Annotated in this window: 17 protein-coding genes and 1 other RNA gene; 7 read left to right on the forward strand and 11 right to left on the reverse strand. The window is 64.1% G+C overall.

Annotation, left to right across the window (positions count from 1 at the left end):
• Nucleotides 1-76 precede the first annotated feature (76 nt).
• From ACT4OC_RS13485 to ACT4OC_RS13530, 10 genes are all read right to left on the reverse strand, one after another.
• Nucleotides 77-1582 carry a Do family serine endopeptidase gene (locus ACT4OC_RS13485; protein ID WP_444839490.1) on the reverse strand — a complete coding sequence of 502 codons (1506 nt, stop codon included), beginning with the start codon at nucleotides 1580-1582 and terminating at the stop codon, nucleotides 77-79.
• Between the two features lie 134 nt (nucleotides 1583-1716).
• Nucleotides 1717-1917 (reverse strand): DUF2065 domain-containing protein, encoded by a 201-nt coding sequence (locus tag ACT4OC_RS13490; protein WP_444839491.1) that lies wholly within the window; start codon nucleotides 1915-1917, stop codon nucleotides 1717-1719.
• A gap of 76 nt (nucleotides 1918-1993) precedes the next feature.
• Nucleotides 1994-2914 carry a protease modulator HflC gene (gene hflC / locus ACT4OC_RS13495; protein ID WP_444839492.1) on the reverse strand — a complete coding sequence of 307 codons (921 nt, stop codon included), beginning with the start codon at nucleotides 2912-2914 and terminating at the stop codon, nucleotides 1994-1996.
• Nucleotides 2911-4059 (reverse strand): FtsH protease activity modulator HflK, encoded by a 1149-nt coding sequence (gene hflK / locus ACT4OC_RS13500; protein ID WP_444839493.1) that lies wholly within the window; start codon nucleotides 4057-4059, stop codon nucleotides 2911-2913. The genes hflC and hflK overlap by 4 nt, the downstream gene beginning before the upstream one ends.
• 161 nt (nucleotides 4060-4220) lie before the next feature.
• A complete protein-coding gene (locus ACT4OC_RS13505) occupies nucleotides 4221-4745 on the reverse strand; it encodes a dihydrofolate reductase (RefSeq protein ID WP_444839494.1) in 525 nt (174 codons plus the stop codon).
• Nucleotides 4746-4755: 10 nt separating this feature from the next.
• Nucleotides 4756-5142, reverse strand: coding sequence for a hypothetical protein (locus tag ACT4OC_RS13510; protein ID WP_444839495.1), 387 nt, complete (start codon nucleotides 5140-5142; stop codon nucleotides 4756-4758).
• A complete protein-coding gene (locus ACT4OC_RS13515) occupies nucleotides 5121-5540 on the reverse strand; it encodes a hypothetical protein (RefSeq protein WP_444839496.1) in 420 nt (139 codons plus the stop codon). The genes ACT4OC_RS13510 and ACT4OC_RS13515 overlap by 22 nt, the downstream gene beginning before the upstream one ends.
• 3 nt (nucleotides 5541-5543) lie before the next feature.
• On the reverse strand, nucleotides 5544-6338 hold the full coding sequence (locus ACT4OC_RS13520) for a thymidylate synthase (protein ID WP_444839497.1): 795 nt from the start codon (nucleotides 6336-6338) through the stop codon (nucleotides 5544-5546).
• A gap of 218 nt (nucleotides 6339-6556) precedes the next feature.
• The gene (locus tag ACT4OC_RS13525) at nucleotides 6557-8065 is read right to left on the reverse strand and encodes a tripartite tricarboxylate transporter permease (RefSeq protein ID WP_444839498.1); all 1509 of its coding nucleotides are present in this window, start codon (nucleotides 8063-8065) and stop codon (nucleotides 6557-6559) included.
• A 7-nt stretch (nucleotides 8066-8072) separates the two neighbouring features.
• A complete protein-coding gene (locus ACT4OC_RS13530) occupies nucleotides 8073-8573 on the reverse strand; it encodes a tripartite tricarboxylate transporter TctB family protein (protein ID WP_444839499.1) in 501 nt (166 codons plus the stop codon).
• 345 nt (nucleotides 8574-8918) lie between these two features.
• Between ACT4OC_RS13530 and ssrA the strand changes: the two genes are divergently transcribed.
• The 7 genes from ssrA (at nucleotide 8919) to feoB (ending at nucleotide 14427) form a co-directional block, all read left to right on the forward strand.
• Nucleotides 8919-9288: a transfer-messenger RNA gene (gene ssrA / locus ACT4OC_RS13535) on the forward strand.
• 164 nt (nucleotides 9289-9452) lie between these two features.
• Nucleotides 9453-9959 (forward strand): SspB family protein, encoded by a 507-nt coding sequence (locus tag ACT4OC_RS13540; RefSeq protein WP_444839500.1) that lies wholly within the window; start codon nucleotides 9453-9455, stop codon nucleotides 9957-9959.
• Between the two features lie 61 nt (nucleotides 9960-10020).
• On the forward strand, nucleotides 10021-11427 hold the full coding sequence (gene fumC / locus ACT4OC_RS13545; RefSeq protein ID WP_444839501.1) for a class II fumarate hydratase: 1407 nt from the start codon (nucleotides 10021-10023) through the stop codon (nucleotides 11425-11427).
• A gap of 246 nt (nucleotides 11428-11673) precedes the next feature.
• Nucleotides 11674-11862 (forward strand): DUF4169 family protein, encoded by a 189-nt coding sequence (locus ACT4OC_RS13550; protein ID WP_444839502.1) that lies wholly within the window; start codon nucleotides 11674-11676, stop codon nucleotides 11860-11862.
• Complete coding sequence (locus ACT4OC_RS13555) at nucleotides 11859-12122, forward strand: ribbon-helix-helix domain-containing protein (RefSeq protein WP_444839503.1); 264 nt, start codon at nucleotides 11859-11861, stop codon at nucleotides 12120-12122. Before ACT4OC_RS13550 ends, ACT4OC_RS13555 begins: the two co-directional genes overlap by 4 nt.
• A 138-nt stretch (nucleotides 12123-12260) precedes the next feature.
• Nucleotides 12261-12536: a FeoA family protein gene (locus ACT4OC_RS13560; RefSeq protein ID WP_444839504.1), complete on the forward strand. Its 276-nt coding sequence runs from the start codon at nucleotides 12261-12263 to the stop codon at nucleotides 12534-12536.
• A gap of 19 nt (nucleotides 12537-12555) precedes the next feature.
• On the forward strand, nucleotides 12556-14427 hold the full coding sequence (gene feoB, locus ACT4OC_RS13565; protein ID WP_444839505.1) for a ferrous iron transporter B: 1872 nt from the start codon (nucleotides 12556-12558) through the stop codon (nucleotides 14425-14427).
• 194 nt (nucleotides 14428-14621) lie between these two features.
• Here the strand turns inward: feoB and ACT4OC_RS13570 are convergent, their stop codons facing one another.
• Nucleotides 14622-15437 (reverse strand): trypsin-like serine peptidase, encoded by an 816-nt coding sequence (locus ACT4OC_RS13570; protein WP_444839506.1) that lies wholly within the window; start codon nucleotides 15435-15437, stop codon nucleotides 14622-14624.
• Nucleotides 15438-15504 lie beyond the last annotated feature (67 nt).

The raw sequence follows: 15504 nt of genomic DNA on the forward strand, positions 1-15504 counted from the left end.
GAAACGAGAAGCCGCGGCGTACTGGATCCCCCGCATGCGCGGGGGGATGACAGCCATGTACGCGGCGACGTAGCGCCTACTGCACGCTCAGCGCCACGAAGCGCAATTCGCCCTCGCCGTTGGCGACCAGCAGCAGCACCGACTTCTTGCCGTCCTTCTTGACCTGATCGACACGCTTCATGACGTCGCCGGCGTTGGCCACGGATTCCTGCGCCACCTCGACGATGACGTCGCCGGCCGAGAGCCGCTTCGTGGCGGCATCCGACTTGCCGTCCACGCCGGTGATGATGACGCCCTTCACGGTCTCCTTGATCTTGTACTTGCTGCGCAGGTCCTTGCTCAGCGTCGCAAGATCGAGGCCGAGCGCCTTTTGCGTCACCGGCTTCTCGACGGGCTCTTCCTTGGTCTTGGCGGCGGCTTCCTTGGCCTTGTCGGTGTCCTCGAGGCGGCCGAGGGTGACCTTGCGGGTCTCTTCCTTGCCCTTGCGGATGATGCCGACCTCGACCTCCTTGCCGACCGCGGTGTCGGCGACCACGCGCGAGAGGTCCTTGGGGTCCTTGACGTCCTTGCCGTCGAAGCGGACCACGACGTCACCGGGCTCGATGCCGGCCGGCTTGGCCGGGCCCTTGTCGTCGACGCCGGCGACCAGCGCGCCGCGCGCCGGCTTGATGCTGAGGCTCTCGGCGATCTCCTCGGTGACCGGCTGGATGCGCACGCCGAGCCAGCCGCGGCGCAGCTCGCCGAACTTCTGCAGCTGGTCGACGACGGCAGCGACGGTTTTCGACGGCACCGCAAAGCCGAGGCCGATCGAGCCGCCGGTCGGCGAGATGATCAGCGTGTTGACGCCGACGACCTCGCCCTCGAGGTTGAACAGCGGACCGCCGGAATTACCGCGATTGATGGAGGCGTCGGTCTGGATATAGTTGTCGTACGGACCTTGGGCGATGTCGCGGTTGCGCGCCGAGACGATGCCGGCCGTCACCGAGCCGCCGAGGCTGAAGGGGTTGCCGATCGCGATCACCCATTCGCCGAGCCGCAGCTTGTCGGAGTCGCCGAACTTCACCGCGACCAGCGGCTTGGTCGGCTTGAACTTCAGCACCGCCAGGTCGGTCTTCTTGTCAACGCCGACCAGCTCGGCCTTGATTTTGGTACCGTCGTTGAGGATGACGTTGATCTCGTCGGCATCCGCAATGACGTGGTTGTTGGTGACGACGACGCCGGCGGTATCGATGATGAAGCCGGAGCCGAGCGAATTGGTCTTGCGCGGCTGGAACTCGCGGTTGTTCTCGCCGCCCTTGCCGCCCGGTCCCTTGCGGTTCTTGAAGAAGTCATCGAAGAATTCCTCGAAGGGCGAGCCCGGCGGAATTTGCGGCGTGACGCCACCGCCGCCGCCCTTGGACTCGACGGTCTGCGAGGTCGAGATGTTGACGACGGCGTCGATCACCTTCTCGGCGATGTCGGCGATGCCGTCCGGGCCGCGCGCCAGAGCGGGCGCTGACGCCACGATGCTCGCGGCGCCAATCGTCATCGCAGCCGCAAGGTGGCGCAGGCGACGGCTGAGGGCGGGTCGGGCACCGGTCATGTCGGTCGGTCTCCAGGCAAACAGGTAACGGATATCAACACTGCGCCCGAACCGGGCTGCGGCGCAAGCATCCGGGATGGGCAATCCGGCGAAAATCCGCCGCGTTCGGGCTCACGTTTGCGTTGGCTTACTAGCTAGCGCCGCAACAGCCAGATCAGGACGAGGCCTGCGACCGCCGAGGCGATGCCTACCGCACGCAGGATGTTGTCGGGCGCCTCCAGCGCGCTCTTCATCGCCCTGCGCATGAAGGCGGGGCTCGCCGCGAACAGGATGCCTTCCAGAACGAACAGGATTCCAAGGCCGATGAGGAAGTCGACGAACCCAAGGGACCTCATCGGACCTCAGCCTCCCGAAAATGGTTCTTGTTATGAAGCAAGGGGCGAAGCGGAACCGCCTCGCCCCTCGTTGGCACTACTGCTTCGGTGCCGCCGGCGGCGCCGGCGCCGCGGCCGCGCCATTGGACTTGCCCGAGGCGCCGCCGAAGAAGCGGAAGAAGTCCGAATCCGGACGCAGCAGGAAGCGGGTGTCGTTGGCGCGCAACGCCTGCTCATAAGCGGACATCGAGCGGTAGAAGGCGAAGAAGTCCGGATCCCTGCCATAGGCCTCGGCGAACAGGCGGTTGCGTTCGGCGTCGCCGGCGCCGCGGACCTGCTCGGCGGTCGAGTTGGCCTCGGCGATGATCACGGTCGCCTCGCGATCCGCCTTGGCCCTGGTCTCCTGGGCCTTCTGGCCGCCCTGGGCGCGGAACTCCGCGGCTTCGCGCTGGCGCTCGGTCTGCATGCGCTGATACACCGCCTGGCTGTTGGCGTCGGGCAGATCGGCGCGGCGGATGCGGACATCGACCACCTGGATGCCGTAGCCCTCGGCCTCGCGGTCGAGCTGGGTGCGGATCTTGCTCATCAGCCCCTCGCGCTCGTCGCGGACGACGGCGATGAAGGTGACCTCGCCGAGCACGCGGCGCAGCGCCGCATTGAGCAGCGTGGTGAGCTGCAGGTTGGCGGCCTGGATCGAGCCGACGCTCTGATAGAAGCGCAGCGCGTCCTCGATGCGGTAGCGGGCGAAGGCGTCGACCACCAGCCGCTTCTGGTCGGAAGCGATCACTTCCTGCGACGGGTTCTCGAGGTCGAGGATGCGCTTGTCGATGCTGATGACGCTGTCGATGAACGGCGCCTTGAAGTTCAGGCCCGGCTGCGACACCACGTCGACGGGCCGGCCGAGCCGAACCACCAGCGCCTGTTCGGTCTGCTGCACCGTGAAGAGCGAGCTGTAGCCGACGATCGCGACCAGAAACAGCAGGATCAGCGTAACGATACCTGTAACCGGGGACCTCATCGCGTGCCTCCGCCCTGCTGCTGCTGGCCGGCCGCCGACGGGGCCTGACGCGGCGGACTCAGTTCATTGAGGGGAAGATAAGGCACGATGCTCGATCCGGACGGTCCGCCGTCGTAGACGAGCTTCTGCGAGGGCCCGAGGATCCGCTCCATGGTTTCGAGATAAATGCGTTGCCGCGTCACGTCCTTGGCCTTGGCGTATTCGTCGTACACCTTGGTGAAGCGCGCGCTCTGACCCTTGGCTTCGGCGACCGCCTGCTCCTTGTAGCCTTCGGCGACCTGCAGGATCTGCGCGGCGCGGCCGCGGGCATCCGGCAGCACGCGGTTGGCGTAGGTCTGCGCCTCGTTCTGCAGACGCTCCTGGTCGGCGCGAGCCGCCTGCACGTCGCGGAACGCTTCGATCACCTGTGCGGGCGGGTCGACCTTCTGCATCTGCACCTGCGTGATCAGGACACCCGCACCGTAATCGTCGAGCGTCCTTTGCATCAGTTCCTGGACGCCCTGCTCGATGGTGGTGCGCGCGCCGGTCAGGATCGGCTGGATCAGGGAGCGGCCGATCAGCTCGCGCATCGCGCTTTCGGCCACCGCCTTCACGGTGCCTTCCGGATTCTGGATGTTGAAGAGGAAATTGCCGACGCCGTCGGGCTTGATGCGCCACAGCACGGTGAAGTCGACGTCGACGATGTTCTCGTCACCGGTGAGCATCAGGCTCTCCTCCGGCACGTCGCGCATGCTGCGGCCGCGGCGCGCCGAATCCTCGATCAAGGTCATGCCGATGGAGATGGTGTTGACGCGCAGCGCCTTCGGCAGCAGCACGGTCTCGATCGGATAAGGTAGGTGATAGTTCAGGCCCGGCTGCACGGTGCGCACATGCTTGCCGAAGCGCAGCACCACGCCGAGTTCTTCCGACTGCACCCGGAAGAAGCCCGACAGGCCCCAGATCGCCAGCGCACCGACCAGGATCAGCGCGATGCCCATGCCGCCGAGATGACCGCCCGGCAACAGCTGCTGCATCTTGTCCTGTCCGCGGCGCAGCAGGTCTTCGAGGTCCGGCGGACGCGGCCCGACCGATTGCGGCCCCTGGCCCCACGGCCCTTTCGGCCCCGAGCCCCAGGGACCCCCTCCGCCTTGATTCTTCCACGGCATTCGAACCTCTCCTCCGCGGGGCTTGCCCGGCACGGACCGCCCGCCTCGCAAAACTCAGGCCGGCTTTATAGGGGACCGGTTGGGCCCTTACAACGCGCCGCCAACCTCAAAGCAGCTAGGCGCGGGAGCGGAAAAGTCAATGTAAACATCGGCTAGCGCAGTTAACGTGATCGGCGCCGACGATATGTCACATAGGAAAAGCCGGCGCCGTCGTCGGGACCGGCCGGATTTCCGACGCGCGAGACTTCCTCCCATTGCGCCGGATCGATGGCGGGAAAGCGCGTGTCGCCCTCCGGGCGGGCATGGACCTCCGTGATCTCCAGCCGGTCGGCCACATCCATCCATTGTGCATAGATTTCCGCCCCGCCGATGATGGCGATCTCGGGAGCGCAACGCCGCAAGGCGTCACCGAGCGCGACAGCACGGGCGCTCTCGAACGAATTGGCGACGACGGCGCCGGGTGCACGATAGCTCGCATCGCGCGTGACGACGATGTTGGTGCGCCCGGGCAGCGGGCGGCGCAAGGACTCGAAGGTCTTGCGCCCCATCACCACGGGCTTGTCGAGGGTGATTGCCTTTAAGCGCTGCATGTCGGATTTCAGCCGCCAGGGAATCGCGCCGCCCGCGCCGATCACGCCGTTCTCGGCGACGGCGGCGATGAGGACTACCTGAGGATTGGAATGCATGCCCAAGCAGTCAAGCTGCCAGCCGATAGATCAAGGCATCGTCAATAAGGACACCATTTATGACGTTTCGACTGAATCGGATCGCCGAAAGGCCCTCTGCCCTGACTATGCTGCCCATCGCGGCGAGTACCTTGTCCTTGGGAGGGACGAGCTTTACCCGCGCCAGGTCGAGGCGTCTTCTCAAGTCTCCTCGCTCGTCCAAAGCGACCGCCATTTCCAGCAAAGCCTGCTGAAGATTCTTCTCTGCCTTGGGTGTACGGATAATTAGCCGCCACTCCTCGACATCGGGAAAGAAAATCCAAGCCGCGCCGGTTACTGGAAAATTGGCCTCGTCGAGAATCCGGACGAGTTCACGCCCCATCTCGACATCAGCGTCTACCAATACCGCTGCAGCCATTTCATAACTCCAAATTCCGTGTTCTCGACGGCATCTTTCATGGCAGTCGCCGAAACAGCGTCAATCATATCATATCGGGATTCGACCGACCATTCGGCGACAATGGCCCAGCGAACGTCAAACTCCGGATTCTCGCGCTCGGCTCTAAGGAGATCGGCGAGACCTGCCAAGCCCACCAGTTTCACGATCTCATGGTCGAGAAATCCCCGCAAAATGGCCTTATCCGGCACTGTTTCAGCCAGCATCAGACGAGCTATGCATGCCTTCAGGCCAAGCTCGATCCCATAGCCGTAGAGATAATACGAATTCGAAAAGCGATTATTCTCGAACAGGAGGCGCGCATCATCAACTTTAGCGAGTGCGAGGCGCCGCAGTGTTCCCCTGGGAAGAGCCACCATCGCTCACACCGCGACCTCGGCCTTGATGTGCGGATGCGGGTCGTAGTTCTCGAGGACGAAATCCTCGTAGCGGAAGGAGAAGATGTCCTTCACGTCGGGATTGATCTTCATGGTCGGCAAGGGCCGCGTCGGGCGCGTCAGCTGCAGCCGCGCCTGCTCCAGATGGTTGGAATAGAGATGCGCATCGCCCAGCGAATGCACGAAGTCGCCTCCCTTCAGGCCGGTGACCTGCGCCACCATCATCGTGAGCAGCGCGTAAGACGCGATGTTGAAGGGCACGCCGAGGAAGACGTCGGCCGAGCGCTGATAGAGCTGGCAGGACAGTTTTCCGTTCGCGACATAGAACTGGAACAGGCAGTGGCACGGCGGCAGCGCCATCCTGTCGACCTCGGCCGGATTCCATGCACTGACGATCAGCCGCCGCGAGTCCGGGTTGCGTTTGATCATGTCGACGACATCGGCGATCTGGTCGATCTGCCGGCCGTCCGGCGCCGGCCATGAGCGCCATTGCGAGCCGTAGACCGGGCCGAGATCGCCGTTCTCGTCGGCCCATTCGTCCCAGATCGTGACGCCGTTGTCCTTCAGATATTTGATGTTGGTGTCGCCTTTGAGAAACCAGAGCAATTCATGCACGATCGCCTTCAGCGGCAGCCGCTTGGTCGTCAGCATCGGAAAGCCCGACTGCAGATTGAAGCGCATCTGGTGGCCGAAGATCGACAGCGTGCCGGTGCCGGTGCGGTCGTGCTTCTCGACACCGTCGGCGAGGATGCGTTCGAGCAGGTCGTGATACTGGTTCATGGCGTCGGATCGGATCGCTGCAGGGGACGGCGAATGTAGCCGCCGGGCCGAACCCTCGACAGGGCCGACTCGGCATCACCTACCCATTATACAGGGAAATGTTCGTCTGCCCGGAAACGACAAGGAGGCGGAACTCGCGTTCCGCCCCCGTTTTGGACTTCGCGACCCGCCCGGTTCCGGGCCGGCCCCGCGGCGTCCCGCCGCAGGGCCGAATCCCGTCACTCCACGAACACCTCGTCGCGCTTCCTGCGAAGCGCCGGCAACACCGCGAGCACCAGCAGCGCGGCTGCGACGGCCATCAGCACCGCCGACAACGGGCGCGTCACGAATACCGACCAGTCGCCGCGCGAGATCAGCAGCGCCCGGCGCAGGTTCTCTTCCATCAGCGGGCCCAGCACCATGCCGAGCAGCATCGGCGCCGGCTCGAAATCGTGCTTGATCAGCCAGTAGCCGACCAGGCCGAAGACGCCGGCGAGGATGACGTCGGTGGGCGCGTTGTTCACCGAGTAGATGCCGATCGCGCAGAACACCACGATGGAGGGGAACATCAGCCGGTAAGGCACCCGCAGCAGGCGCACCCAGATGCCGACCAGCGGCAGGTTGATGATGATCAGCATCAGATTGCCGAGCCACATCGAGGCGATCATGCCCCAGACCAGCTCGGGCTGCTTTTGCATCACCTGAGGGCCCGGCACGATGCCGTGGATCGTCATGGCGCCGACCATCAGCGCCATCACCGCATTCGGCGGAATGCCGAGCGTGAGCAGCGGAATGAACGAGGTCTGCGCCGCCGCGTTGTTGGCGCTTTCGGGTCCCGCGACGCCGACGATCGCGCCGCGGCCGAACATCTGCGGCGTCTTCGATATCTTTTTCTCCAGCGTATAGGATGCGAACGAGGAAATAACGGCGCCGCCGCCGGGCAGGATGCCGAGGATCGAGCCGAGCACCGTACCGCGGGCAATCGCCGGCGCAGCCTCCTTGAGATCCTGCTTGGTCGGCATCAGGCCCGTAATCTTCTGCTGCACCAGGTCGCGGTTCAACCCGGCGCCCGCGTCGAGATTGCGGATGATCTCTGCAAAGCCGAACACGCCCATCGCCACCGTGGCAAAACCGAGACCGTCGGCGAGCTCCGGAATGTTGAACGCCATGCGCGAGGCGCCGGTTTCGATGTCGGAGCCGACCATGGACAACAGGATTCCGAACGCGATCATTGCGATCGCCTTGAGCACCGAGCCCTTGGCGAGCACCACGGCAAAGATCAGGCCCAGCACCATCAGCGAGAAATACTCGGCAGGACCGAACGCCAGCGCGAGCTTGGTCAGCGGCGCGCCGAGCACGGCGATCAGGACGGTGGCAACGCAGCCGGCAAAGAACGAGCCGATCGCGGCGATCGCCAGCGCCGGACCGGCGCGGCCCTGCTTGGCCATCTGGTGACCGTCGAGCGTTGTGACCACCGAAGTTGCTTCGCCCGGGATGTTGACCAGGATCGACGTGGTCGAGCCGCCATATTGGGCGCCGTAATAGATGCCGGCGAGCATGATGAGGGCGCCGACCGGCGGCAGGCCGAAGGTGATCGGCAGCAGCATCGCGACCGTGGCGATGGTGCCGATGCCCGGCAGCACGCCGACCAGCGTACCAACCAGCGCGCCGATCAGGCAGAGCATCAGGTTGACGGGCGTGAAGGCGACGCCAAATCCGAGGGCGAGATTTTGGAAAAGATCGGCCATCGCGCCCTCACTGAACCATGAAACGCGGGTAGAGCTGGAACGGCAGCCCGAGCGCATAGGGAAACAGCAGGCTGCACCCGATGGTCAGACAGATGCCGACGATGATGGCCTCGCCCCATCTCGTTTCGGGCGTTCCGAGGGCCGCGATCATGAAGCTTGCAAAGGCGGAGACTACCAGACCCAACGGCCGGATCGTGAAGGCGAAGGAAATGATCGCCAGCGACACGAAGAACGGGCCGCGCCAGTGATACTTCTGAAGGGGCGGCCCGTCGAAGATGATGCCCATCGCCATCACGGCAAAGCCGAGCGCCAGCAGCAGCGTGGCGAACATCCGCGGTGCGGTTCCGGCGCCGAACGAAAATCCGTGCATGCCCTGTAGGTCGCGTGAGGCCCATAGCGCAAACAGCGCAAACAGCATCAACGCGAGCCCGCCGATAAAGTCCTCCGGGCCCCGAATCCATTTTGGCAAAATGGATTTGCCAGCCTCGTGGCTAGGCGCATCACTCATACGTCACTTCCCCCCTACGAAGGCTTGCCGCCCGTTTTGCTTGGATTGATCCGGAGGCCTTGCTAGCGACTTTCGTCGAACAAAGCCAGTGAAACCCAACAGCTAACTCGGCGCCCAAAACCCAGCAAAGCTGGAACGATGCCGCGTTAGACAAGCCCGGCGAAGCCGTCGGGAGAGACCGACTTGAAGAACGCACCAAGCGGCCGGTCCGGGCGCAGGGGGGAGGTTCTCGGTGGATGCGGCGGCGGAACAGCGCCTGGTTCGGGACCGGGTAACGCGGCCAAATCCCGGATAGGCAGCTTTCCGGCGCGACCGGGCGTCACGGCGCCAAAGCGTGCTTTTCCGGCACTGTTTTTCTCAACCTTTGCCCCCTATATTGGGGGTGCCGGCTTGCCGGCTATGGAAATAAACGACCGTCGCAATAAACCATTCGGACCCGGGGGCGGTACCCGGCGCCTCCACCAAAGCCCGTCATACCAGCCTATCTTCGGTGGCGGGTTTCGGCGGGGGCGAAATAGGATCGACGAGGGCGTAAAGGGCGTGTTTTTTCCCGGTATTGTTCCGCCGTTATCGGGCTACTGCTATAGTTGCCAACGACAACTATGCTCCGGTTGCTCAGGCTGCGTAACGCAGTTTGAAAGACCACTTTAAAGTCCTGACGGGTTAAGCTCCGTCAGGCGGGGTTCGGAGGCACCTGGCAACAGAAGCCTCCACTTTCATTTTGCCCCGTTTGCCCGATCGAGGAGCCGCATTGCTGCCCGAAATTCCGACCCGCTGCCCTGCTGACCTCCGTGTGCGGCCGAGGTAGCATGCCGCCGAAAGGCGAGTCGGAGACGGACCCGCCGAGCCCGATTCAGTTGATGATTTGCAAGGAAGACCATGGCGACCGATCACATCCGATATGACGTGCTGGCGCGGGACGCGCTGCGCGGAGTGCTCCGTCGCGTGCTGAGCGACGCTGCCGAGCACGGATTGCCCGGCGAGCATCATTTCTTCATCACCTTCCTGTCGAAAGCCGACGGCGTGAAGCTGTCGCCGCGGCTGCTCGCGCAATATCCGGAGGAGATGACGATCATCCTGCAGCACCAGTTCTGGGATCTGGTGGTGAGCGAGGATCGCTTCGAGGTCGGGCTGTCGTTCGGCGGCATCCCCGAGCGGCTGGTGGTGCCGTTCGCCGCGATCAAGAGCTTCTTCGATCCGTCCGTACAGTTCGGCCTGCAATTCGAACCGGCGGAAGCGGCCGAAGCCCCCGCCGGCAAGCTGCCGGCGGTTCCGCCGTCTCCTGCCCTGCCCGCCACGACCTCCCAACCCGCGGCCGAGGAAGAGCGGCCGAAGGGTGACGAAGGCGCAACGGTGGTGCGCTTCGACCGCTTCCGCAAGAAATAGTCGGCCTGCTTTTCGCAAGATAGACTGAACGTCCTGCCCTCATGCGCAATGGACGTTCGTCATGGCCCGCTCACCGAAATCAGCTACCCGCACCGAGACCGACAGTTTCGGGCCGATCGAGGTTCCTTCCGATCGCTATTGGGGCGCGCAGACGCAACGCTCGCGGCAGAATTTCCGGATCGGCAAGGACCGCATGCCGACCGCGATCGTGCACGCGCTCGGCATCGTCAAGCTCGCCTCCGCCGAGACCAACCGCGAACTCGGCCTCATCGATGCGCGGCGCGCCGGCGCCATCGCCCGCGCAGCCCGGGAGGTGATCGAGGGCAGGCTCGACGACCACTTTCCGCTGGTGGTCTGGCAAACCGGCTCGGGCACGCAGACCAACATGAACCTCAACGAGGTGATCGCCAACCGCGCCAATCAGCTGCTCGGCGGCGGGCTCGGCGCCAAGGCGCCGGTGCATCCGAACGATCACGTCAACATGAGCCAGTCGTCGAACGATTCGTTCCCGACCGCGATGCATGTCGCCGCCGCCCGCAACATCACGGCCGACCTCATCCCGGCGCTGGACGGGTTGCGCCGCGCGCTCCGGCAGAAGGAGAAAGCCTTCTCGGGGATCGTGAAGATCGGCCGCACCCATACCCAGGATGCGACGCCGCTGACGCTGGGCCAGGAATTTTCCGGCTATGCCGCGCAGGTCGAAAGCGGCCTTGCACGGCTGCGCGTGGCGGTGAAGGAATTATATCCGCTGGCGCAGGGCGGTACCGCCGTCGGCACCGGCCTCAACTCGAAACCGAGATTCGCGAAGTCCTTTGCCCGGCACGTTGCGAAAATCACAAGACTGCCGTTCACCAGCGCGCCCAACAAGTTCGAGGCGCTGGCCTCCAACGACGCCTATGTTTCCGTGCACGGCGCCATCAACTCGGTCGCGACCGGCCTGTTCAAGATCGCCAACGATATCCGCCTGCTCGGCTCCGGCCCGCGCTCCGGCCTCGGCGAGCTGATCCTGCCCGAGAACGAGCCCGGCTCCTCGATCATGCCCGGCAAGGTCAACCCGACCCAGTGCGAGGCGATGACCATGGTCTGCTGCCAGGTATTCGGCAATCACACCGCCATCACGGTCGCCGGCAGCCAGGGCCATTTCGAACTCAACGTCTACAAACCGCTGCTGGCATATTGTATGATACATTCCATCCAATTGCTGGCCGACGCCTCGCGCTCGTTCACCGAGAACTGCGTGAGTGGCATACGCGCCGACGAGAAACGCATCCGCGACCTGATGCAGCGGTCGCTGATGCTGGTGACCGCGCTGGCGCCGAAGATCGGCTACGACAACGCGGCGAAAGTCGCGAAGGAAGCCCATGCGCGCGGCACTACGCTGAAGGAGGAAGCGTTGCGGCTCGGCTTTGTAACGGCTGCGGAATTCGATCGTCTTGTACAGCCGTCCAAGATGACGCATCCCGGCTAGGCGCATCATCGTTCATTGCGGCGGCTTGTTATAATTATGGATCATAACAGCTGAACGAATGCGCATTATTATTCAGCTATTGCCATCGCGCTGGCCCGTGCTAGAGCACAATAATGTTGGTTTTCGCAGAGCGGAATTCGGTTATTGATGCTATCTGATGGGCATACGGGGATTCTGGATGGCTATTGAGTTTATTTCGCGACGCTGTCGCTTTTTGTCCGCGGTCTTCGCATGATGGAGACTCGCATGGCTGATGTCGTCAATCTGAAGCGATTCAGGAAGCGCGTTGCGAAGCAGGAGGCGGCAAAGGCAGCCGACGCCAACCGCGCGCGATTCGGCCGCAGCAAGGCCGAGCGCACGCAGGAGCAACGGCAGCAGGAGCGCGCCAGGGCACTGCTCGATCAGCATCGGCTCGACGACGGAGAGGCCTCATGAAGTCGCCCGTCGTCAAGCGGTCGATCGTCGTTGCCGGCCACAAGACCAGCGTCAGCCTCGAAGAGGCGTTCTGGAACGGCATGAAGGAAATCTCCGGCACGCGCGACATGACCCTGTCGGAGCTGGTCGGGGAGATCGACAGCAATCGCCAGCAGGGCAATCTGTCGTCGGCGATTCGCCTGTTCGTGCTCGACTACTTCCGCACCCGCGCCAATGGCGGAGGCGGCGGCAGCAGCGCCGAGGCGCGGCCGCAGGCCTGATCCAGGTTGAAACCTGAACGTCGCCCGGACCTGCGGCCCCGGGGCGCTTAGCCATGTGCGACTTATAATCACTCTAAGATCGTACGCGATTGCAAGTCATGTGCTTGACCTGCCGCCATGCGGTTGGAATGACAGGCCATGACCGACGGCATCGAGGCGACCACCTGCTTTCCGCTTGGAGAGGCCAGACGCGGCTATTGCGGCGTGATCCGCCGCATCGAGGCCGATGCGACGGGGTCGGCGCTGTCGGCCGCGGAACTGGAGAGCCGGCTGATCGAGCTCGGCTTCGTCGAGGGCGCGCGCGTCGAAGTGCTGCACGAGGGCGCTGTCGGACGCGACCCGATCGCGGTGCGCGTCGAGAACATCACCATCGCCGTCCGCCGCCGCGAGGCCATGGCCATCATCGTCGGCTAGCGGGGCTCGGATCGCCATCATGGAAGCCCCCTTGCTGCATCTCGCTTTGGTCGGGACGCCGAACAGCGGCAAGACCTCGCTGTTCAACGCGCTGACCGGCAGCCGGCAGAAGGTCGCGAACTATCCCGGCGTCACCGTCGAGCGCAAGGAAGGCTCTTTCGTCACGCCAGGGGGGCGCCAGGTTTCGCTGGTCGACCTGCCCGGCACCTATTCGCTGCGCGGCCGCAGCCCGGACGAGGAGATCACCCGCGACATGGTGCTCGGCAAGACGCCCGGCGAGGCGCGGCCGGACCTCGTGCTGTGCGTGGCCGACGCCACCAATCTGCGGCTCACCATCCGTCTCGTGCTGGAGCTGAAGGCCACCGGCCGGCCGCTGGCGCTGGTGCTCAACATGTTCGACATCGCCACGCGCCGCGGCGTGACGGTGGACGTGGCCAGGCTCGCCGCGTCGCTCGGCATCCCCGTGGTGACCTCGATCGCGGTGCGCAAGGGCGGCACCGCCGAGCTGCTGCGCCTCACCGACGCGATCGCCGGCAGCGGCAAGGCGCCGGCGGGAGAGAACCGCTGGCAGCCGCTGACCGCGGCGCAGCTGCGCGCCACCCAGCGCGAGGCCGACCGGATCATCGGCGAGAGCGTCGGCCTGCCGACGCGGCCCGACAGCTGGACCGCGCGCATCGACGCCGTCGTGCTGCATCCCGTGGCGGGGCTCTTGATCCTCGCGCTGATCCTGTTCGTCATGTTCCAGGCGGTGTTCGCCTGGGCGCAGCCGCTGATGCAATTACTGTCAGAAGGCTTCGGCGCGCTCGGCGAGCTCGTGCATGACAACCTTCCCGGTGGATTGCTGCAGAGCTTCCTGCAGAACGGCGTCATCTCGGGCGTCGGCAGCGTGGTGGTGTTCCTGCCGCAGATCGTCATCATCTTCCTGTTCATCCTGCTGCTGGAAGATTTCGGCTACATGGCGCGCGCGGCGTTCCTGATGGACCGCATCATGGGCGGCGCCGGACTGCACGGCCGCGCCTTCATCCCGCTGCTGTCGAGCTTCGCCTGCGCCATCCCCGGCATCATGGCGACAAGGGTGATCGACAACCGCCGCGACCGCCTCACCACCATCCTGATCTCGCCGCTGATGACCTGCTCGGCGCGCATCCCCGTCTACACGCTGATCATCTCGGCCTTCATTCCCGACGAACAGGTCTGGGGCTGGTTCAACGTCCGCGGCCTCGTGATGTTCGGCCTCTATGCCGCCGGCATCGCCAGCGCGCTGCTGATGTCGTTCCTGATCAAGTTCCTCATGCTGCGCGACTACCAGCCCGCGCCCTTCATGCTGGAATTGCCCGACTACAAGCTGCCGCGCCTGAAGAGCATCGTGATCGGCACCTACACGCGCGCGAAAATGTTCCTGCAGCGCGCCGGCACCACGATCTTCGCCATGATGGTGCTGATCTGGTTCCTGGCCTCGTTCCCGCAACCGCCGGACGGCGCGACCGCGCCCGCGATCGACTTCAGCATCGCCGCCTGGATCGGCAAGGCGCTGGAGCCGCTCTTGGCGCCGGTCGGCTTCAACTGGCAGATCGCGGTCGCGCTGATCCCCGGCATGGCGGCGCGCGAGGTCGCGGTCGCAGCCCTCTGCACCGTCTATGCCATCGAAGGCGGCAAGGAAGCCGCCGACCAGATCGGGCAGATGCTCGCCACCAAATGGAGCCTGGCCACCGCGCTGTCGTTCCTGGTCTGGTACATCTTCGCCCCGCAATGCGCCTCGACGCTGGCGGTGATCCGCCGCGAGACAGGAAGCTGGAAGTGGATGGCGGTCACCTTCCTCTACATGCTGACGCTGGCTTACCTCGCGAGCTTCGCGACCTACCAGATCGCGATGGCGCTCGGGGCCGGCTAAGGCAGTTCGACGGGCCACGCGGCGGTGCACCGCAGGACCCGGATACAAAATCGCGAAAACAACCCCATGCAAAGTAGGCCGGACCGGGACGTGGCGTCATGAACGTCGGCTCCCGAGGGTTAAGCGGAAGTCGCGCGCTTCAAGAGGAGGGCGACATGTCAAGGGCTACCGGTCATCTTTGCAGATATGAGGCCCTAATTGACCGCCAGAGTCGGCTTCGTGTTCAGCTGCCGCGCAAGAGCACGTACTGAGTTTGCAAACATCCAAGACCCAATCGCCTGGCCACCGAGAAATCTCACATCGTTCCGGTGCTGATCATTTTCAAATACGGCGGCGGCATGAATGCCGACCACTTCATAACCTTGTTCCCCGCGCAGCAGAAGCGGTGCTCCGGAAGACCCGCGCCCGGCCATGCAGTCGTGAATGATGGTATCCCAAACCAGGTCATGAACGCTGCAGGAGAGATCGGCGCTGAGGACTTCCGCGCCGGCGACATCTTCGGAATAGGCCGGGAGTTGAACATGTAATCCGGGCAAGGCCTGGACCCCGAAAGAATCCGATCCGATAGTGAGTGGTTGCACACCTGACGGTGGACGATCCATAACCAGTATTGCCCAATCCCTCGCTGCGGCCCCGACCGTTTCATGATCCGGACTCTGGCTCGATCCGACCGCCCAGACGGACGCATCAAACCTCGTATCGTTGCTGCCAGGCTGGTAACCGGGCTGAAACGAGAAGCTTGATCGTCTCATCGTTCCGTCTCTTTCCATGAGGCAGTGGGCCGCGGTCACGATGATCCGTGGATCAAGGACTATTGCCGCCGTACACGTCATGGTGCCTTTGAACTTCCCTACCGCCGCGTAGGGCACCAACCCTGTGTTGACGATATGACGGCGATCGATTCCTCCAACCAATGCCCCGAAGTGAGGGTTGACGCTCGTGAATAGCTTGATCAACGCGACCAAAAGCAGCATGACAAGGCACCCCAGCAGATTCCGTGCGGTAACCATTTTCTCCTCCCGCGCTCACGTCGCAACTGTTGGAGGGTCGGCCGTGATTCTCGATCTGAGCTACCGG

Origin of the sequence: Bradyrhizobium sp. (assembly GCF_052389815.1) — a bacterium.
In the GTDB taxonomy this organism is placed as follows: Bacteria; Pseudomonadota; Alphaproteobacteria; order Rhizobiales; family Xanthobacteraceae; genus Bradyrhizobium.

What these genes read in the sequence shown, in the direction of transcription:
- ACT4OC_RS13485 (WP_444839490.1), bottom strand. Translation starts at nt 1,582, where the DNA reads ATGACCGGTGCCCGACCCGCCCTCAGCCGTCGCCTGCGCCACCTTGCG.
- ACT4OC_RS13490 (WP_444839491.1), bottom strand. Translation starts at nt 1,917, where the DNA reads ATGAGGTCCCTTGGGTTCGTCGACTTCCTCATCGGCCTTGGAATCCTG.
- hflC (WP_444839492.1), bottom strand. Translation starts at nt 2,914, where the DNA reads ATGAGGTCCCCGGTTACAGGTATCGTTACGCTGATCCTGCTGTTTCTG.
- hflK (WP_444839493.1), bottom strand. Translation starts at nt 4,059, where the DNA reads ATGCCGTGGAAGAATCAAGGCGGAGGGGGTCCCTGGGGCTCGGGGCCG.
- ACT4OC_RS13505 (WP_444839494.1), bottom strand. Translation starts at nt 4,745, where the DNA reads ATGCATTCCAATCCTCAGGTAGTCCTCATCGCCGCCGTCGCCGAGAAC.
- ACT4OC_RS13510 (WP_444839495.1), bottom strand. Translation starts at nt 5,142, where the DNA reads ATGGCTGCAGCGGTATTGGTAGACGCTGATGTCGAGATGGGGCGTGAA.
- ACT4OC_RS13515 (WP_444839496.1), bottom strand. Translation starts at nt 5,540, where the DNA reads ATGGTGGCTCTTCCCAGGGGAACACTGCGGCGCCTCGCACTCGCTAAA.
- ACT4OC_RS13520 (WP_444839497.1), bottom strand. Translation starts at nt 6,338, where the DNA reads ATGAACCAGTATCACGACCTGCTCGAACGCATCCTCGCCGACGGTGTC.
- ACT4OC_RS13525 (WP_444839498.1), bottom strand. Translation starts at nt 8,065, where the DNA reads ATGGCCGATCTTTTCCAAAATCTCGCCCTCGGATTTGGCGTCGCCTTC.
- ACT4OC_RS13530 (WP_444839499.1), bottom strand. Translation starts at nt 8,573, where the DNA reads ATGAGTGATGCGCCTAGCCACGAGGCTGGCAAATCCATTTTGCCAAAA.
- ACT4OC_RS13540 (WP_444839500.1), top strand. Translation starts at nt 9,453, where the DNA reads ATGGCGACCGATCACATCCGATATGACGTGCTGGCGCGGGACGCGCTG.
- fumC (WP_444839501.1), top strand. Translation starts at nt 10,021, where the DNA reads ATGGCCCGCTCACCGAAATCAGCTACCCGCACCGAGACCGACAGTTTC.
- ACT4OC_RS13550 (WP_444839502.1), top strand. Translation starts at nt 11,674, where the DNA reads ATGGCTGATGTCGTCAATCTGAAGCGATTCAGGAAGCGCGTTGCGAAG.
- ACT4OC_RS13555 (WP_444839503.1), top strand. Translation starts at nt 11,859, where the DNA reads ATGAAGTCGCCCGTCGTCAAGCGGTCGATCGTCGTTGCCGGCCACAAG.
- ACT4OC_RS13560 (WP_444839504.1), top strand. Translation starts at nt 12,261, where the DNA reads ATGACCGACGGCATCGAGGCGACCACCTGCTTTCCGCTTGGAGAGGCC.
- feoB (WP_444839505.1), top strand. Translation starts at nt 12,556, where the DNA reads ATGGAAGCCCCCTTGCTGCATCTCGCTTTGGTCGGGACGCCGAACAGC.
- ACT4OC_RS13570 (WP_444839506.1), bottom strand. Translation starts at nt 15,437, where the DNA reads ATGGTTACCGCACGGAATCTGCTGGGGTGCCTTGTCATGCTGCTTTTG.